We start from the raw sequence: 17634 nt of genomic DNA, 5'->3' as shown, positions 1-17634 counted from the left end.
CCCTGCCGGACGGCAGACGCAAGCACCTGGAGGTACCTGCCGTGTCCTTGTCCGCCGTCCTACTGGCCGCCGGTTCGTCACCGACGCCGACTCCCTCGGAGTCGCCGTCCGCCGTGACGGTCCCGTCCCTCCAGGACGCCCAGGAGAGCGCGACGAACGCCGCCAGCTGGGTCGAGCAGAACTGGTCGACCTGGCTGGCGATCAGCCTGCGCGTCCTGCTGATCCTGGTGATCGCCGGGGTGCTGAGAATGGTCGTGCGGCGGGCCATCACCAAGCTGATCGACCGGATGAACCGCACCGCCCAGGCGGTCGACGGCACCGCGATCGGCGGGCTGCTCGTCAACAACGAGCGGCGGCGGCAGCGCTCGCAGGCGATCGGCTCGGTGCTGCGCTCGGTGGCGAGCTTCATCATTCTGGGCACGGCCGCCCTGATGGTCCTGGGGGCCTTCGAGATCAACCTGGCGCCCCTGCTGGCGTCGGCCGGTGTCGCGGGTGTGGCGATCGGTTTCGGCGCCCGCAACCTCGTCACGGACTTTCTCTCCGGGGTCTTCATGATCCTGGAGGACCAGTACGGCGTCGGCGACACCATCGACGCGGGTGTGGCCTCCGGCGAGGTCATCGAGGTCGGCCTGCGGGTCACCAAGCTCCGCGGCGACCAGGGCGAGATCTGGTACGTCCGCAACGGCGAGGTCAAGCGGATCGGCAACCTCTCCCAGGGCTGGGCGACGGCCGGCGTGGACGTGACCCTGCGGGCCTCCGAGGACCTCGACAAGGTGAAGCGGGTCCTGGGCGAGGTCGCCGAGAAGATGAGCAAGGAGGAGCCCTGGAACGAGCTCCTGTGGAGCCCGATCGAGGTCCTCGGCCTGGACAGCGTCCTGCTGGACTCCATGGTGGTGCGGGTCTCCGCCAAGACGATGCCGGGCAAGGCCCTGACGGTGGAGCGCGAGCTGCGCTGGCGCATCAAGCACGCCTTCGACGCGGCGGACATCCGTATCGTCGGCGGTGCGACGGTTCCCGCGGAGGAGGAGCCCGCCGACCCGAGCGCGGCGGTGGCGGCCCCCTCGGTCTTCTCGAACTCCGAGTCCCCCCAGCACGCGGCGGCCTCCCCGCTGGCGTCGGCCCCGGCGCAGCGCCCGGCGGCGAAGTAGGCCGCATTCTCACCATCTTCACGTGAAGGGCCCATTCCCCCCACAAGCATGATCATCTAGCGTCGCCCCCACAACGGGCCCTTGTTCTGGAGCGCAACGCCCAGGGGCCCGTTTCGAATGTGGGGAAACACATGAGAAAGCTCGCCATAGGCATCGCCGCGTCCGGTGCCCTGGCCCTGACCGGCCTGATCGCGCCCGCCGCGTCGGCCACCACCAGCCCGGACCTGGTCTTCTCCGGCGTCACGGTCAACGGCGGCAAGGCCGTCGTCGCCGGCACCACCGGCTCGGTGAAGGTACCGGTGACGTACACGCTGACCCGGCCGTCCGACCTGACGATCGACTACAAGAAGACGTTCGCGGGCGTCCTGCTCTACCGGGGCACGCTCAGCAGGATGGCGAACGAGATCGATCCCGAGAACGCCCCCACCTGCACCACGACCGCAACGACGGACACCACCGTCACCGAGTCGTGCAAGGAGATCCTGGCGATCGACTCCGAGGGCTCCCTGTACTCGAACGCGGACGCCACCACCTGGAAGGCGGCCGGCCTCTACAGCAAGATCGACCAGGACGACGACGGCTCGGACGGTCACATCAGCCTCGGCTACACCTACGACGCCTGGGGCCCGCTCGGCAGCGGCGTCCAGATCAAGCGTGCGGCCAGGCTCACCGCGGACGCGGCCCCCGAACCGGTGAAGAAGGGGGCGACCCTCACGGTCACCGGCAAGCTGACCCGGGCCGACTGGCAGAGCAGCGAGTACGCCGGCTACGTCTCCCAGAGGGCCACCCTCCAGTTCCGCGCCAAGGGGGCCACCGGCTACACGACCCTCAAGACGGTGACCTCCGGGACCGGCGGCGCGCTGAAGACGACCACGAAGGCCACCAAGGACGGCTACTACCGGTACGTCTTCGCGGGCACGGCCACCACCGGTGCGGCTACGGCCGCGGGCGACTACGTCGACGTGCGTTAACCACTCCCGCCGCCGTCCCCCACTCTCAGGCCCCCGCAGGTAACGACTCCGTTTCCTGCGGGGGTTCTTGGTTCGCCCCCTCTTGACTCTCCTGAGGTCCAGACCTATGTTCCCTGCATCCGATAGGAAACCTTCCTAACAGTCTTCTTTCTCTAGAGTCGTCTTTTCCCTGTAGTCACGGAGAGGGGCACCCATGGCAGGCACACCACGCACGCTTCGCGCCATGAACGACCGTGCCGCGCTCGACCTCCTGCTGGAGCACGGCCCCCTCTCCCGCACCCGGATCGGCAAGCTCACCGGGCTGTCCAAGCCGACCGCGTCCCAGCTCCTGGCCCGCCTGGAGGCGTCGGGGCTCGTCCTCGCCACCGGTACCAGCGAGGGCAGGCCGGGTCCCAACGCCCAGCTGTACGAGGTCGACCCGACCGCCGCGTACGCCGCCGGGCTCGACGTCACCCCCGAGCGCATCCTCGCCGCGGTCGCCGACATCACCGGCCGCACCGTGGGCTCCTACGAACTCCCGACCCCGGGACGGCGGCCCACCCAGTCCGTCGTCCGGCAGGTCACCGATGCCCTGGACGGCGCCGTGAAGGCGGCCGGACTCGCCCGCGGCGACCTCCACCGGCTCGTCATCGGCACCCCTGGCGCCTTCGACCCCAACACCGGCCGACTGCGCTACGCCTCCCACCTGCCCGGCTGGCACACCCCGGCCCTCCTCGACGAGATCGCCGCCACCCTGCCGATGCCGGTCGAGTACGAGAACGACGTCAACCTCGTCGCCGTGGCCGAGCAGCGGCTCGGCGCGGCCCGCGGGCACGAGGACTTCGTGCTGCTGTGGAACGAGGGCGGCCTCGGCGCCGCCCTGGTCCTCGGCGGCCGACTGCACCGAGGCTGGACCGGCGGCGCGGGAGAGGTAGGTTTCCTGCCGGTTCCCGGAGCACCCCTGGTACGGCATGTCACCAAGGCCAACAGTGGTGGCTACCAGGAGCTCGCCGGCTCCCAGGCCATCCCCCGCCTCGCCCGTGAGCTCGGCATGACGGACATCCCCTCCGGGCCGTACGCCGAGGCCGCCGCCGCCCTCGTGGAGCGAGCCGCCACCGAGGACACCGTCCTGAACCGGCTGCTCCTGGAGACCTACGCCACCCGTCTGGCCACCGGTCTCGCCTCCCTCGTGTCCGTCCTCGATCCCGAACTCGTCGTCCTCAGCGGTGCCTCGCTCACCGCCGGCGGCGACACCCTGCGCGCCCTCGTCCAGGACGAGCTGGAGGAACTGGCAGCCTCCCGGCCCCGGCTGGTCGTCGGCGACGTCCGTGAACACCCCGTGCTGCGCGGCGCGCTGGAGAGCGCGCTCGCGGCCACCCGCGACGAGGTCTTCGACACCTCGCGCTGATCCTCAGACTCCCCCACACCCTCACCTCACCGCCCGCCCCTGGGAGACCTCGTCATGCGCTCAGCCATCCCCTCGTCCGCCCGAAAAGCGGCTTTTGCCCTGACCGTGTCCGCCGTGCTCGTCACCACCGCCTGTACCGGCCAGGCCTCCTCCGGAGCCGACGACGACGCGTCCAAGGAGACGACCATCAACTTCTGGCACGCCTGGAGCGCGGACTCCGAGGTGGCGGGAGTGAAGGCGCTGGTCGCGGGCTTCGAGAAGGCGCACCCCAACATCCACGTCAACATCGTCGGCAACATGACCGACGACAAGATCAACCAGGCGCTGCGCACGGGCGGCCCCAAAGCCCCGGACGTCATCTCGTCGTTCACCACGAACAACGTGGGCAAGTTCTGCTCCTCGGGCGCGCTGGCCGACCTGAACCCGTTCTTCAAGAAGTCGGGCATCGACCCGGACACCACCTTCCCGGCCGCGATGAACCAGTACACGCAGTTCGACGGCGACCGCTGTGCCGCGCCGCTCCTCGGTGACGCGTACGGGCTCTACTACAACAAGACGGCGTTCCAGAAGGCCGGGATCACCAACCCGCCCAAGACCTGGTCCGAGTTCGCGACCGACGCGAAGAAGCTGACGATCCCCCAGGGCGAGTCGTACAAGCAGCTCGGGTTCATGCCGGACTACCACGGCTGGGAGACCACGACCGAGCACTACCTGGGCCAGTTCTCACCCACCTACTTCGACAAGGCGGGCAAGTCCACGATCGCCACCGACCCGGCCGTCGCCGCCGCCTTCACTCTCCAGAAGAAGCTCGTCGACGAACTCGGCGGCTACAAGAAGCTGGAGAAGTACCGCTCCGGTCTCGGCGACGAGTGGGGCCCCAAGCACCCCTTCCAGACCGGCCAGGTGGCCATGCAGCTCGACGGGGAGTGGCGGCTGGGCATGGCCGTGGACGCCAAGCCGGGCTTCGAGATCGGCGTGGCCCCGCTGCCCGTCCCGGACGACCAGGCGGACCAGTACGGCAAGGGCTACATCACCGGCACCATCGCCGGCATCGCCGCCAACAGCACCAAGCAGAACGCGGCCTGGGAGTTCCTGAAGTACATCACCACGGACACGGACGCCGTGGTCGGCTTCTCCAACGCCATCCACAACGTGCCCTCGACGCTCGCGGCCCTGAAGTCACCGAAGCTGAAGTACGACCCGCGCTTCAAGACCTTCCTGGACATCGCCGCGAACCCGCACTCGACGACCGCCCCGTCCTCGATCAACGGCGGTGTCTACCTCACCACCGTCCAGGACCTCGGCTACGCCTACGAGAGCGGCAAGGTCACCGATCTGAAGAAGGGCCTCGCCGACGCGGCCAAGCAGATCGACACGGACATCGCGCAGGCGAAGTAATGGCTGCGACGATCACCCTCGCCTCCAAGCGCCGCAGGTCGGCACTGCGGACCATCGCCTTCATGTCGCCCTGGCTGATCGGCTTCTCGGTCTTCTTCGCCTACCCGCTGATCTCCACGGTCTACTTCTCGTTCATGCACTACGACGGCTTCAGGCCGCCGACCTGGAGCGGGACGAAGAACTGGACGTACGTCTTCGAGGACTACCCCTTCTTCTGGCCCGCCCTGCGCAACACCCTGTGGCTGGTCGTGGTGATGGTGTCCCTCCGGGTCGTGTTCGGCCTCGGCGTCGGCATGCTCATCACGAAGATCAAGACGGGTACCGGCGTCTTCCGCACCCTCTTCTACCTGCCCTACCTGGCCCCGCCCGTCGCGGCCACCATGGCCTTCGCCTTCCTGCTCAACCCCGGTACGGGACCGGTCAACTCGATCCTGGAGAAGGTCGGCATCCCGGCACCGGGCTGGTTCAACGACCCCACCTGGTCCAAGCCAGCCCTCACCCTGCTCGCCCTCTGGGGCATCGGCGACCTGATGGTCATCTTCATGGCGGCACTGCTCGACGTGCCGCAGGAGCAGTACGAGGCGGCCGAGCTGGACGGGGCGTCGGCGTGGCAACGGTTCCGGTTCGTCACCCTTCCCAACATCTCACCGATCGTGATGTTCGCCGTGGTCACCGGCGTGATCCAGACCATGCAGTACTACACACAGCCGTTGATCGCCGGAAAGGTCGCCTCCGGGGTGATCCAGGGCGCGGGCACCCAGTTCGAGCCCGGCTACCCGGACAAGTCCACGCTGACCCTCCCCCAACTTGTCTACAACCTCGGCTTCCAGCGCTTCGACTACGGCTCCGCGTGTGTCGTCGCCCTCGTCCTCTTCGCCCTGTCGATGGTGTTCACCGCGTTCCTGATGCGGCGCCGGGGCGGTCTCATCCAGGCAGGTGACTGACCATGACCCAAGTACTGGACCGGCCGGTGGAGCTGAAGTCGCCGGCCTCGCCCGCCGAACGCACGGCCCGCCGCAAGGCCCTGCTGGAATGGGTGGCGATCCACTCCCTCGGCATCGCCGCCGCGCTCTTCTTCACGCTGCCCTTCGTGTTCGTGTTCCTGACCTCGCTGATGAGCGACAACCAGGCCCTCAGCCGCGATCTGATCCCGCACACCTGGGAATGGGGCAACTACCGGCGGGTCTTCGACACCCCGGGCTTCCTGACCTGGTGGCGCAACACGCTGGTCTACGCGGGACTGGGAACAGTCCTTACAGTCGTGTCGTCGGTCCCGGTGGCGTACGCGCTCGCCAAGTTCCGCTTCCGGGGCCGCAATCTCTCCCTGATGCTGGTGATCTCGATGATGATGCTGCCGCCGCAGGTCGTCATCATCCCGATGTACCTCTTCTGGGCGAAGCAGCTGGGCCTGTCGGGCACCCTGTGGCCGCTGATCGTCCCGATGGCGTTCGGGGACGCGTTCTCCATCTTCCTGCTCCGGCAGTTCCTGATGACGATCCCCAACGAGTACGTGGACGCGGCGAAGGTCGACGGCTGCGGCGACCTGCGCACCCTGCTGAAGGTCGTCGTACCGATGGCCAGGCCGGGGATCGCGGCCGTGGCGCTCTTCCAGTTCTTCTACGCCTGGAACGACTACTTCGGCCCGCAGATCTACGCCTCGGAGAACCAGAACGCCTGGACGCTCAGCTACGGCCTGGAGTCCTTCAAGGGCATGCACCACACCGACTGGAACCTGACCATGGCCGCGACCGTGCTGGTCATGGCCCCCGTGATCCTCGTGTTCTTCTTCGCACAGAAGGCGTTCGTCGAGGGCGTCACGCTGACCGGAGTGAAGGGTTAGACAAGCCATGAAACTCACCGTGGTCGGCGGAGGCTCGACCTACACCCCCGAACTCATCGACGGCTTCGCGCGGCTGCGCGACACCCTGCCCGTCGAGGAACTCGTGCTCGTCGATCCGGCCGCCGAGCGCCTGGAGCTGGTCGGCGGCCTCGCCCGGCGCATCTTCGCCCGGCAGGGGCACCCCGGCCGGATCACCACCACCCGGGACCTGGACGCGGGCGTGGACGGCGCCGACGCCGTGCTCCTCCAGCTGCGCGTCGGCGGCCAGGCGGCCCGGCAGCAGGACGAGACCTGGCCCCTGGAGTGCGGCTGCGTCGGCCAGGAGACGACCGGCGCGGGCGGCCTCGCCAAGGCGCTGCGCACGGTGCCGGTCGTCCTCGACATCGCCGAACGGGTCCGCCGCACCAACCCGGACGCCTGGATCATCGACTTCACCAACCCCGTCGGGATCGTCACCCGCGCCCTCCTCCAGGCCGGCCACAAGGCGGTCGGGCTGTGCAACGTGGCCATCGGCTTCCAGCGCAAGTTCGCCCGGCTGCTCGGCGTCAGCCCGGCCGACGTCCACCTCGACCACGTGGGCCTCAACCACCTCACCTGGGAGACGGGGGTACGGCTCGGCGGCCCCGAGGGCGAGGACGTGCTGTCCAAGCTGCTCTCCGAGCACGGTGAGGCGATCGCCGCCGACCTGCGCCTGCCGCGCCCGGTCCTGGAGCGGCTCGGCGTGGTCCCGTCGTACTACCTGCGCTACTTCTACGCACACGACGAGGTCGTACGGGAACTCGGCACCAAGCCGTCCCGGGCGGCCGAAGTGGCCGCCATGGAGGCGGAACTGCTCCGGATGTACGGCGATCCGGCCCTGGACGAGAAGCCGGAGCTGCTCGCCAAGCGCGGCGGCGCCTTCTACTCGGAGGCGGCGGTCGACCTGGCCGCCGGGCTGCTCGGCGGCGGGGGCAGCCCCTACCAGGTGGTCAACACCCTCAACCGGGGCACGCTGCCCTTCCTGCCCGACGACGCGGTGATCGAGGTGCAGGCGGCGGTGGGCCCGAAGGGTCCGACCCCGCTGCCGGTACCCACCGTGGACCCGCTGTTCGCGGGCCTGATGGCCAACGTCACCGCCTACGAGGACCTGGCGCTGACGGCCGCCCTGCACGGCGGGCGCGAGCGGGTCTTCAAGGCGCTGCTCGCCCACCCCCTCGTCGGCCAGTACGCGTACGCCGAGGGCCTCACCGACCGACTGATCGCACACAACCGGGAGCATCTCGCGTGGGCCTGACCGCATGCGTCCTCGCCGTCGACGCGGGCAACAGCAAGACCGACGTCGCGGTCGTGGCGGACGACGGACACGTCCTCGCCACGGCCCGCGGCGGCGGGTTCCGGCCGCCCGTGGTGGGCGTCGAGCCGGCCGTGGACGCCGTCGCCGACGCGGTGGGGCGGGCCTTCGCCGCGGCCGGGGTGAGCGCCGTCGGGCACGTCTCGGCATGTCTCGCCAACGCCGACTTCCCCGTCGAGGAGGAGCGGTTGGCGGCGGCCCTGCACGCGCGCGCGTGGGGCGCGAGCGTGGAGGTCCGCAACGACACCTTCGCGATCCTGCGGGCCGGCGTCACCGAACCGCGCGGGGTCGCCGTGGTGTGCGGTGCGGGCATCAACTGCGTCGGCATGCGCCCCGACGGCCGTACCGCCCGCTTCCCCGCGCTCGGCCGGATCTCCGGCGACTGGGGCGGCGGCTGGGGGCTCGCCGAGGAGGCCCTGTGGCACGCGTCCCGCGCGGAGGACGGACGGGGCGTCGACACCGACCTCGCGCGTGTGCTCCCGGCCCACTTCGGGCTGCCGTCCGTGTACGCCCTCGTCGAGGCGCTGCACCTGGAGGACATCGCCCCCGCCCGCCGTCACGAGCTGACTCCGGTGCTGTTCGCCACGGCCGCGGCGGGCGACCCGGTGGCCCGCTCCCTGGTCGACCGCCTCGCCGACGAGGTGGTGGCCATGGCGACGGTGGCGCTGACCCGCCTCGACCTCCTCGACGAGGAGACGCCGGTCCTGCTCGGCGGCAGCGTCCTGGCGGCCCGGCACCCCCAACTCGACGACGGCATCAGGGAACTGCTCGCCGAACGGGCCCCCAAGGCGGTACCGCGGGTGGTGACCGCCTCCCCCGTCCTCGGCGCCGCCCTGCTGGGCCTGGACCGGGTCGCGGCGCCCCCGGCGGCCCAGGCGCGGCTGCGGGCGTACTACGAGGCCTGAGCGAGCACCGCGTCGGCGACCTCGGAGACGGACCTGTCCGTCCCGACGTCGACGCGGGCCAGGCCCAGCCGGTCCAGGGCGGCCATCATCAGCGACTGGTACCGCACGCTCCGGGCCAGGAACTTGTCCATCAGGAACCTTTCCTGTTCCGACGCCTCGTCGTAGCGCCCGCCCGCACGGATCCGGGCGCGGACGACCGCCTCGTCGGCGGTGAGCCACACGGCGGCGGTGTACGGGACGTCCAGGGCCGCGACCCGCTCCGGCCAGAGCGCGGAGCCCTCCAGGACCAGGCCGGGACCGGCGGGGTGCTCGGCGTGCTCGGCGATCAGCTCCTCGATGCGCGGCCACAGGCGCTCGTAGTGGGCGAGGACCGAGTCGGTCAACTCGTCGACGGGCAGCGTCGCGTAGTGCTCCGCCACATGCGGCGGCACCTCCCGCTCCGGCGTGCGCCAGGGCCGCCCCGGGTGTCTCGCCAGCAGGTCCGTCGACCGGTGCTCGAAACCGAGCCGCTCGGCGACCGCCCCGGCGACCGTGGACTTACCGGTATTCGACGTTCCGCCGATCAACACCACTCGCACCCCGCGCACGACGGCGACCCTACGCGCCCCCCAGGGGGAACCGAACCGATTCCGGCGGCGTATTCATGGGCAAGGGGTGGTGCGGGGGGCGCGACCGGGCGGGCGATCCACTGCGATCCGATCAAGATCGAGTGAAGCCCGGTGCGGATGTCGGTCCCGGCAGCGATACTTGCGGCGACGGATGACCATGGGGGAGGTCAAACAGTGACACACCCGCCGAAGAGCAGCACGGCACCACCGGGTTCCGGGGTGCCCACGATGCCGTCCGTGCCACCGCAGCCGACGGGGCCGTCACCCGTCGTGCCACCACCGCCGCCCGTACCGGCGGCCGAGGTGCCCGTCCGCCGCCGTACGGCCTTCGCCGAGGGCTTCGACCAGCTGCGCGCGGCCGCCACCACCGAACCGGGCCGGCTGCGGATCATCGGCGCCGGGCTCGCCCTGCTCGTCGTCCTCTTCGGCGCGGTGACCGCCTGGCAGACCAACGACCGGGCCGTGGCCGCGGACGACGTGCTGCACAAGAGCCAGCCGCTCAGCAGCGCCGCCGCCGACATCTACCTGTACCTGGCCGACGCCAACACCACGGCCTCCAGCGGATTCCTCAGCGGTGGCCAGGAGTCGGCCGCCTCCCGCGACCGCTACGAGAGGGACATCAGCAAGGCCGCGGCCGGTCTGGTCGAGGCGGCCTCGAACTCCGACCCGGGCTCCCCGGCCGCGAAGACCGTGGCCGAGCTCAACACCCTGCTGCCGGAGTACAAGGGGCTGGTGGAGCAGGCCCGTGTGTACAACCGCCAGGGCTTCCCGGTCGGCGGCGCCTATCTGCGCTACGCCAACGAGAAGATGCAGCAGCAGATGCTTCCGAAGGCGCAGAACCTCTACACCAGCGAGAACCAGCGGCTGCGCGCCGACTACGCCGGCGCCACGCCCTACCCGTGGGCCGCGATCGGCCTCGGCGTCCTCGCGCTCGCCGGCCTGGCCTGGGCCCAGCACCGCAACTACCGGCGCACCAACCGGGTCCTCAACCACGGCCTGGTCGCCGCCACCGCGACGGCCACGGTGGTCCTGCTGTGGCTGGTCGTCGGCCACGGCTTCGCGCGCGCGGGCCTGAACGCCTCCTACGACCACGGCGTGCGCTCGCTCAACGTGCTGCACGACGCCCGGATCGCCTCCCTGAAGGCACGCGGCAACGAGAACCTCACCCTGGTGTCCCGCGGCGCGGAGACGAAGGTGGTGACGGACGCCCAGGGCAAGGAGACCACCTACGACGCCTACGACTACGCCTTCAACCAGAACATGGACGCTCTCGGCAAGGGTCTCGCCACGGCGTCGAAGCTGGCCGACGACACCGTGGGCAGGAAGCCGGTCACGGAGGCCGAGGGCAACATGGCGGTGTGGAAGCAGCGCCACAGGACCGCCCGCGACCGGGACAACGACGGCAACTACAAGGCGGCGCTGGACCAGGTCATAGGTGACAAGGGCGCGACGCGCGAGTGCTTCGACAGCGTCGACCACAACCTCGACCTCGCCCTGAAGCACGAGGAGAAGGAGTTCAGGCGGTCGGCGGACGACGGCCTGGGTGCGATGACCGGCCTGTCCGCGGGAGCCGCCGTCCTGGCCGTGCTGGGCGCCGCCGGCGCGGTCCTCGGCATCGGGCGCAGGCTGTCGGAGTACCGGTGAGAGGGGGCGTGACGATGCGGATACGTGGACGGGTGCGGACCGGTCTCGAGGGCTGGGGCGGCGTCGGAGCGATGGCGGCCGTGTGCGCCCTGGTGCTCGCCCTCGCCCTGCTGCTGCCGCTGGCCCGCTCCCAGGGCGACGGCGGCACCGGCGGCTCCGAGCTGGCCCACGCCCAGCAGGCGGCGGACGGCAAGGCGTGCGACGACCCGGCGAAGAAGGCGCACCCCGAGTACCAGACCCTGTCCCCGTCGGGCCAGGACGGCGCGACCATAGAGAGGATCAAGGCCCGCAAGGGCGCGCAGCGCAAGCTGTGGGTCGGGATCGACCAGAACAGCTACCGCTGGGGCTACCGCAACCCCAACGGCGGGCCCGGCGCCGACCTCGAGGGCTTCGACATCGACCTGGTGCACCGGATCGCGCAGGACATCCTCGGCGACCCGAACGCCGTGCTGTTCAAGGCGATCCCCACCAACCAGCGCATCCCGGCGATCCAGAAGGGCTACGTGGACATGGTCGTCCGCACGATGACGATCAACTGCAAGCGCCTGGACGACGTGGCGTTCTCCGCGCCGTACTTCAAGACCGGTCAGCAGGTCCTCGCCCCCAAGTCCTCGGCCGTCAAGGGCTACGACGGCACCCTGGCCGGGAAGAAGGTCTGCGTGGCGGCGGGCTCGACCGCCTTCTCCCAGCTGGAGGACGACGAGGGCACGAAGAAGTACGTCGCCGCGAAGGACATCAGGACCGTCCCCAACCAGCTGGACTGCCTCGTCCGGCTCCAGCTCGGCGAGGTCGACGCCGTGGTCACGGACGGCGCGCTGGGCGCCAGCCAGGCCGCCCAGGACCCGACGGTCGAGCTGAAGGGCACCGCCCCCTTCACCACCGAGTACTACGGCGTGGCGATGAAGAGCGACGCCGACGATCTGGTGCGGCGGGTCAACCAGATCCTGGTGGACTACCGCAAGGACACCGCCGACGGCTGGCAGGCCTCGTACGACAGGTGGCTGTCCGCCACACTGGACAAGAGCTCGGCGGAGTCGCAGCCGCCGCCCCCGAAGTACTTGCGCAAGAGCTGACGAACGGCCGAAGACGAACAACCACTGGGCAACCCTTCAGCAGCGAGAGGTGATCGATGGGCGTCACGGGACCCCCCGGGCCGGTGATGGACCGGGACGAGGTGGACCGTGCGCTGGCGCGGCTCGGCGCGGAGCACGAGGCCATCGAGACCTCGCTCCTCGCTCTCCAGGACCACGCGGGCCGCAGACTCCTGGAAGGTGCCGACCTCACCGGCGTGACCAAGGAGCGCTGGGAGTCCGCCGACGCCTCGATCACCCTGCTGTGGGCGTACTTCGACGCGTACTCGGACGCCCTGCGTGCGGCCCGCGAGATCCGCTCCCGGCGCCGCTGGTCCAGCCGTGAGGACCTGGTGGAGCTGACCGAACTGCTGCGCGGCGAGGGGGTGACGGTCGCGGGCTCCGCCACCGCCACGGCCAACGCGCCCACTCTCCAGGGCAGTTCGAGCAAGCTCAGCGAACAGTTCACGCTCGTCACCCTCGTGGAGCGGATGAACGAGCTGTACGCCACGAGCCTGGACATCGTCGTCGCCGCCGACGCGGTGTGGTCGGCGCTGCCCGCCCGCATAGACCTGCTGTCCGCCGAACTCCAGCGCACCCGCAGGCTCGCGCACTCCGTCGGCGTCCGCCCCGGCGAACACCCGGCCGGCGACGACCTGGAGCGCATCACCCGCACCCTGACCTCGCTGCGCGAGCAGGTGATCTCCGACCCGCTCGCCTTCTGGCAGCGGGCCCAGGGCAGTTCGGCGCCGGGCGGCGGCCGGCCGGACACCACGGCGTACGACCGCGAGGCGCGGGCCCTGGAGGAGGTGCGCCGGGAGATCGACGCCGTGCTCACCGTCCGGCAGGACGCGGAGGCCCGCCTGGTCAAGCTGCGGGACGTGCTCTCCCGCGCGGACCGCACGCTCGCCGAGGCGCGTACCGCGCGCGGGGAGGTCCTCGCCAAGATCGCCGCCACCGAGGTGCCGGTCGTCAGCGGGCCGCCGACCGCACTCCAGGAGCAGTTGGCGACCGCCGCCGAGTACCGCAGACACGCCCAGTGGCACCGCCTGTCCCCGCTCCTGGAGTCCCTCGAGCAGAAGGCGGAGGACGAACTGCTGCGCGCCCGCGAGTCGTTGACGGCCGTCACCGCGCCGCTCGCGGTCCGCGCGGAGCTGCGCGGCCGGCTCGACGCCTACAAGGCGAAGGTCGCCCGGCACGGCCTGGCCGAGGACCCCTTCCTGATCGAGCGCTACGACGCGGCCCGACGGATGCTGTGGAGCGCGCCCTGCGACCTCAGGGTCGCCGAACAGGCCGTGCTGCGGTACCAGCACGCGGCGGCCGAACTGCTGAGCCCGCCTCGGGTGCCACAGCAGAGCGGTCCCGAGGACAGCAGGGGGGAGTCGACGTCATGAGTCAGGAACAGCAGCCATGCCAGCGGCCCGGCTGCGAGGGCACGTACGAGGACATGGGCGGCGGGGAGCTGTACTGCGACACCTGCGGCCTCGCGCCGGTGGTCTCGGGGAGCGGCCGCGCCGGCTCGGTGCCCAGCGGCACCACGGGCGAGGGCGGGGACTCCCGGAGCAGCGGCGGTTCCCGCCCCACCGGCCGCGGTTCCTCACGTACGTCGTCGCACTCGTCGAAGTCCCGGCGCTCGGTGTCGGGACGGCTGTCGCGCTCGGTCTCGGGGAAGTCCACGGGCCGTTCCGTGTCGGTGCGCAGCTCCGGCTCGTCGGCGGGTTCGACCGGGCGCGGCCGGCTCGGCGCGGGCCTGGTCGAGGTGCCCGGGGTGCCGCGGCCCGACCCGCGGGTGATGGTCCTGGAGAACCCGGAGGTGCCCGAGCGCAAGCGGTTCTGCTCGCGCTCCGACTGCGGGGCGCCGGTGGGCCGTTCGCGCGGGGACCGGTCCGGACGCACGGAGGGCTTCTGCACCAAGTGCGGCCACCCGTACTCCTTCGTGCCGAAGCTGCGGTCCGGCGACATCGTGCACGGCCAGTACGAGGTCGCGGGCTGCCTGGCGCACGGCGGCCTCGGCTGGGTCTACCTCGCCGTGGACCGCGCGGTGTCCGACCGCTGGGTGGTCCTCAAGGGCCTGCTGGACACCGGCGACCAGGACGCGATGGCGGCGGCGATCTCCGAGCGGCGCTTCCTCGCGGAGATCGAGCACGCCAACATCGTGCGGATCTACAACTTCGTCGAACACCTCGACCAGCGCACCGGCTCCCTCGACGGCTACATCGTCATGGAGTACGTCGGCGGCAAGTCGCTCAAGGAGATCGCCAACGGCCGCCGCTCGGCCGACGGCAAGCGGGACCCGCTGCCGGTGGAGCAGGCGTGCGCGTACGGCATCGAGGCCCTGGAGGCGCTCGGCCACCTGCACAGCCGCAACCTGCTGTACTGCGACTTCAAGGTCGACAACGCCATCCAGACCGAGGACCAGCTCAAGCTCATCGACATGGGCGCGGTGCGCCGGATGGACGACGACGAGTCGGCCATCTACGGCACGGTCGGCTACCAGGCCCCCGAGGTCGCGGACGTCGGCCCGTCCATCGCCTCCGACCTCTACACCGTCGGCCGCACCCTCGCGGTCCTGACCTTCGACTTCCAGGGCTACACCAACGTCTTCGTCGACTCGCTGCCCGACCCCGACCACATCGAGGTCTTCCGCCAGTACGAGTCCTTCTACCGGCTGCTGGTGCGCGCCACCGACCCGGACCCGGCCCGTCGTTTCGCCTCGGCCCAGGAGATGGCGGAGCAGCTGACGGGCGTGCTGCGCGAGGTCGTCTCGCTCCAGACCGGGCGGGCCAGGCCTTCCCTGTCCACCCTCTTCGGTCCCGAAGTACGGGTCACGGACACGGAGTTGTGCCCGAGGCTGGAGGAGGACGTGTCCCGGCTCGGGGCGCGGGTGGCCCCGCAGGGCCGCTGGGGTCGCAGAACGGCCGCGGGACGTCCCGCCCTTCCCGCGAGCACCGCGAGCCCCGCAGGCAACGGGAGCACCGCGGGCGCCCCCGCCTCCGAGCGCCCCGGCGCCCCCGCCCCCAAGGCGCTCGTCAAGCCGGTCGACGCGCCCGCCGCCGCGCTGGCCCTGCCCGTCCCGCACGTCGACCCCACCGACCCCAACGCCGGTTTCCTCGCCGGGCTCATGACGACCGCGCCCGCCGAGCTCCTCGGCGCCCTCTCGGCCGCGCCGGCCCCGTCCGCGGAGACACGGCTGCGGCAGGTGCGGGCCTGGCTGGAGAACGGCGACGCGCACACCGCCGACGAGGCGTTGCGGCACCTGGAGGACGAACGGCCCGACGACTGGCGCGTGGTCTGGTACCGGGGCGTCGCGGCCCTGGTGACCGGCGACCACGAGGCCGCGGCCCTGGCCTTCGACGCGATCTACGACGCCTTCCCGGGCGAGCCCGCGCCCAAGCTCGCCCTCGGCCTGTGCGCGGAGGTGCTGGGCCAGCTCGACAACGCCGCCGAGTACTACCGGCTGGTCTGGTCGACCGACCCCAGCTATGTGAGCGCCGCGTTCGGCCTGGCCCGCGTCCACCTCGCCACCGGGGACCGCCGTAGTGCCGTACGGACGCTGGAGTCGGTCCCCGAGTCCTCCATCCACTACACCGCCGCCCGGGTCGCAGCCGTCCGCGCACGGCTGCGAGGCCGCACCGCGACCGCGGGGGACGTACCCTTCCTGGACGACCTGACCGCCGCCGCCGGGCAGGTCGAGGCGCTGGACGCGTACGGACTGGATCCGGCGCGGCGCGAGCAGTTGTCCGCGGAGGTGCTGGGCTCGGCCCTGGACTGGATACTCTCCGGTGGCCAGGATCCCGGGTCCCCCGCCGCCGGGGGACGGGCGCTGCTCGGCAGCGGACTGGACGAGCGAGGACTGCGCTTCGGCCTGGAGCGTTCGTACCGCACGCTGGCCCGGTTGGCGCGGGGCGGCGAGGAGAGGATCGACCTGGTGGAACGAGCAAACCGTTACCGCCCCCGGACGTGGGTGTAGTTGATGTCGCAGATGCCCCAGCTGTCCGCCTGCCCGAGCTGTGAGGAGCCCCTCGAGTCGGGTGACCGTTTCTGCGGTGCGTGCGGATACGACCTGTCCGCCGTGCCGGCACGGCCGGACGACAGCCCGACGCTCGCCATGAACGGCGTCCCGCCGGGAGCCGCCTGGCCCGGGGAGGTGCTCCCCGCGGCGGAGGTCCACCGGCCGGCCGGCCCGCCCGGCTCCGGCCCGTCCGGCCACCAACTGCCCGCGCCGCCCCCGCAGTCGGGGCCGGTCGTGGGATCGCCCGTCTCGCCCGTCACCGGGGTGCGCTTCGACCGGGCTCCGGAGCCGGACGAGTACCCCCTCCAGGCGCCGGACCCGCGGGTGGCCGCGGGCGGGGCCACCCCTGCCGAAGGAACCAAGGTGTGCGTGGCCTGCCGGGCCGGCCGCGTCGACGACGACGGCTACTGCGAGAACTGCGGGCACGCCCAGCCCCGTGAGCGCGACCACATGGAGCAGGAGACCGGGCCGATCGCCGCGGTGAGCGACCGCGGTCTGCGCCACCACCGCAACGAGGACGCGTTCAGCCTCGGCACCGCGGTGCTGCCCGACGGCGCGCCCGCGACCTTCGCGGTCGTCTGCGACGGCGTGTCCTCGGCGACCCGCCCCGACGACGCCTCGCTGGCCGCCTCCCGGGCCGCCGCCGAGGCCCTTCAGGCGGCCCTGCCCCAGGGCACCCACCCGCAGCAGGCCCTGCACGAGGCGATCGTCGCGGCCTCCCGCGCGGTCAACTCCCTGGCCGGCGAGCCCGCCACGGCCCGCGAGCACCAGCCGCACCAGAACGCCCCGGCGTGCACGATCGTCGCCTCGGTCGTCACCCCGAGCCTGCTGGTCGTCGGCTGGGTCGGCGACAGCCGGGTCTACTGGGTGCCCACGGACCGCAGTTCACCCCCGGCCCGGCTCACCGAGGACGACTCCTGGGCCGCGCAGATGGTCGCCGCGGGCCTGATGAACGAGGCCGAGGCGTACGCCGACGAGCGCGCCCACGCGATCACCGGCTGGCTGGGCGCGGACGCCTACGAACTGGACCCGCACACCGCTTCCTTCAAGCCGGACCGGCCTGGTGTGGTGGTGGTGTGCACCGACGGTCTGTGGAACTACGCGGAGGCGGCGGAGGAGATGGCGGAGGCCGTGCCGGCCGATGCCGCCGCGCGCCCGCTGCACAGCGCCCGGGTCCTGGTGGGCCACGCCCTGGACGGCGGGGGCCACGACAACGTAACAGTGGCCGTCGTGCCGTTCCCGACCCCCTCGCAGGGGGCAGGATCGGCCTGAGGCCGAAAGCACGCACGGGGATGCCTCGCGGGCCGGAGGGGACCGGTCC

The 17634-nt window shown here is 71.4% G+C and carries 14 protein-coding genes; 13 read left to right on the top strand and 1 reads right to left on the bottom strand.

What is annotated here, in order from left to right; all coding sequences use genetic code 11:
- Positions 1–41 precede the first annotated feature (41 nt).
- The 8 genes from H295_RS0114745 to H295_RS0114710 all read left to right on the top strand — a co-directional run bounded on the left by H295_RS0114745 (position 42) and on the right by H295_RS0114710 (position 8979).
- Positions 42–1148 (top strand): mechanosensitive ion channel family protein, encoded by a 1107-nt coding sequence (locus H295_RS0114745; RefSeq protein ID WP_043217534.1) that lies wholly within the window; start codon positions 42–44, stop codon positions 1146–1148.
- A gap of 131 nt (positions 1149–1279) precedes the next feature.
- Positions 1280–2119 (top strand): hypothetical protein, encoded by an 840-nt coding sequence (locus H295_RS0114740; protein ID WP_020136102.1) that lies wholly within the window; start codon positions 1280–1282, stop codon positions 2117–2119.
- Between the two features lie 193 nt (positions 2120–2312).
- The gene (locus H295_RS0114735) at positions 2313–3506 is read left to right on the top strand and encodes an ROK family transcriptional regulator (protein ID WP_020136101.1); all 1194 of its coding nucleotides are present in this window, start codon (positions 2313–2315) and stop codon (positions 3504–3506) included.
- A 54-nt stretch (positions 3507–3560) separates the two neighbouring features.
- Positions 3561–4904, top strand: a complete 1344-nt coding sequence (locus H295_RS0114730) for an ABC transporter substrate-binding protein (RefSeq protein WP_028809367.1) — start codon at positions 3561–3563, stop codon at positions 4902–4904.
- Positions 4904–5848 carry a carbohydrate ABC transporter permease gene (locus tag H295_RS0114725; RefSeq protein WP_020136099.1) on the top strand — a complete coding sequence of 315 codons (945 nt, stop codon included), beginning with the start codon at positions 4904–4906 and terminating at the stop codon, positions 5846–5848. The genes H295_RS0114730 and H295_RS0114725 overlap by 1 nt, the downstream gene beginning before the upstream one ends.
- A 2-nt stretch (positions 5849–5850) precedes the next feature.
- Entirely contained in the window at positions 5851–6744 is an 894-nt protein-coding gene (locus H295_RS0114720; protein WP_020136098.1) for a carbohydrate ABC transporter permease, read from the top strand.
- Positions 6745–6751: 7 nt separating this feature from the next.
- The gene (locus H295_RS0114715; RefSeq protein WP_020136097.1) at positions 6752–8017 is read left to right on the top strand and encodes a 6-phospho-beta-glucosidase; all 1266 of its coding nucleotides are present in this window, start codon (positions 6752–6754) and stop codon (positions 8015–8017) included.
- The gene (locus H295_RS0114710; protein ID WP_020136096.1) at positions 8008–8979 is read left to right on the top strand and encodes an N-acetylglucosamine kinase; all 972 of its coding nucleotides are present in this window, start codon (positions 8008–8010) and stop codon (positions 8977–8979) included. The genes H295_RS0114715 and H295_RS0114710 overlap by 10 nt, the downstream gene beginning before the upstream one ends.
- On the opposite strand, the gene H295_RS0114705 is transcribed toward H295_RS0114710, so the two are convergent.
- Positions 8967–9566 (bottom strand): AAA family ATPase, encoded by a 600-nt coding sequence (locus tag H295_RS0114705; protein WP_028809366.1) that lies wholly within the window; start codon positions 9564–9566, stop codon positions 8967–8969. The genes H295_RS0114710 and H295_RS0114705 overlap by 13 nt on opposite strands.
- Before the next feature lie 249 nt (positions 9567–9815).
- Here H295_RS0114705 and H295_RS0114700 point away from each other — a divergent pair, with 249 nt between their 5' ends.
- From H295_RS0114700 to H295_RS0114680, 5 genes are read left to right on the top strand one after another with little or no spacing between them, the layout of a single operon-like run.
- A complete protein-coding gene (locus H295_RS0114700) occupies positions 9816–11231 on the top strand; it encodes a hypothetical protein (RefSeq protein WP_051135555.1) in 1416 nt (471 codons plus the stop codon).
- A gap of 14 nt (positions 11232–11245) precedes the next feature.
- Positions 11246–12304: a glutamate ABC transporter substrate-binding protein gene (locus H295_RS0114695; RefSeq protein WP_028809364.1), complete on the top strand. Its 1059-nt coding sequence runs from the start codon at positions 11246–11248 to the stop codon at positions 12302–12304.
- Positions 12305–12360: 56 nt separating this feature from the next.
- A complete protein-coding gene (locus H295_RS0114690; protein WP_020136092.1) occupies positions 12361–13695 on the top strand; it encodes a hypothetical protein in 1335 nt (444 codons plus the stop codon).
- Positions 13692–16271 (top strand): serine/threonine-protein kinase, encoded by a 2580-nt coding sequence (locus H295_RS0114685; RefSeq protein ID WP_028809363.1) that lies wholly within the window; start codon positions 13692–13694, stop codon positions 16269–16271. Before H295_RS0114690 ends, H295_RS0114685 begins: the two co-directional genes overlap by 4 nt.
- Positions 16272–17585 (top strand): PP2C family serine/threonine-protein phosphatase, encoded by a 1314-nt coding sequence (locus tag H295_RS0114680; protein WP_020136089.1) that lies wholly within the window; start codon positions 16272–16274, stop codon positions 17583–17585. It abuts the gene before it with no gap.
- Positions 17586–17634 lie beyond the last annotated feature (49 nt).

The sequence above is a fragment of the Streptomyces sp. 351MFTsu5.1 genome (assembly GCF_000383655.1).
Taxonomy (GTDB): domain Bacteria; phylum Actinomycetota; class Actinomycetes; order Streptomycetales; family Streptomycetaceae; genus Streptomyces; species Streptomyces griseorubiginosus.
The sequence above is the reverse complement of the archived record's forward strand: the minus strand, read 5'-3'. Positions and strand labels throughout refer to the sequence as shown.

Bases quoted from the DNA above. Each gene is read 5' to 3' on its own strand.
- H295_RS0114735 (WP_020136101.1), top strand. From the start codon at position 2,313: ATGGCAGGCACACCACGCACGCTTCGCGCCATGAACGACCGTGCCGCG.
- H295_RS0114740 (WP_020136102.1), top strand. From the start codon at position 1,280: ATGAGAAAGCTCGCCATAGGCATCGCCGCGTCCGGTGCCCTGGCCCTG.
- H295_RS0114695 (WP_028809364.1), top strand. From the start codon at position 11,246: ATGCGGATACGTGGACGGGTGCGGACCGGTCTCGAGGGCTGGGGCGGC.
- H295_RS0114725 (WP_020136099.1), top strand. From the start codon at position 4,904: ATGGCTGCGACGATCACCCTCGCCTCCAAGCGCCGCAGGTCGGCACTG.
- H295_RS0114720 (WP_020136098.1), top strand. From the start codon at position 5,851: ATGACCCAAGTACTGGACCGGCCGGTGGAGCTGAAGTCGCCGGCCTCG.
- H295_RS0114715 (WP_020136097.1), top strand. From the start codon at position 6,752: ATGAAACTCACCGTGGTCGGCGGAGGCTCGACCTACACCCCCGAACTC.
- H295_RS0114690 (WP_020136092.1), top strand. From the start codon at position 12,361: ATGGGCGTCACGGGACCCCCCGGGCCGGTGATGGACCGGGACGAGGTG.
- H295_RS0114730 (WP_028809367.1), top strand. From the start codon at position 3,561: ATGCGCTCAGCCATCCCCTCGTCCGCCCGAAAAGCGGCTTTTGCCCTG.
- H295_RS0114685 (WP_028809363.1), top strand. From the start codon at position 13,692: ATGAGTCAGGAACAGCAGCCATGCCAGCGGCCCGGCTGCGAGGGCACG.
- H295_RS0114700 (WP_051135555.1), top strand. From the start codon at position 9,816: ATGCCGTCCGTGCCACCGCAGCCGACGGGGCCGTCACCCGTCGTGCCA.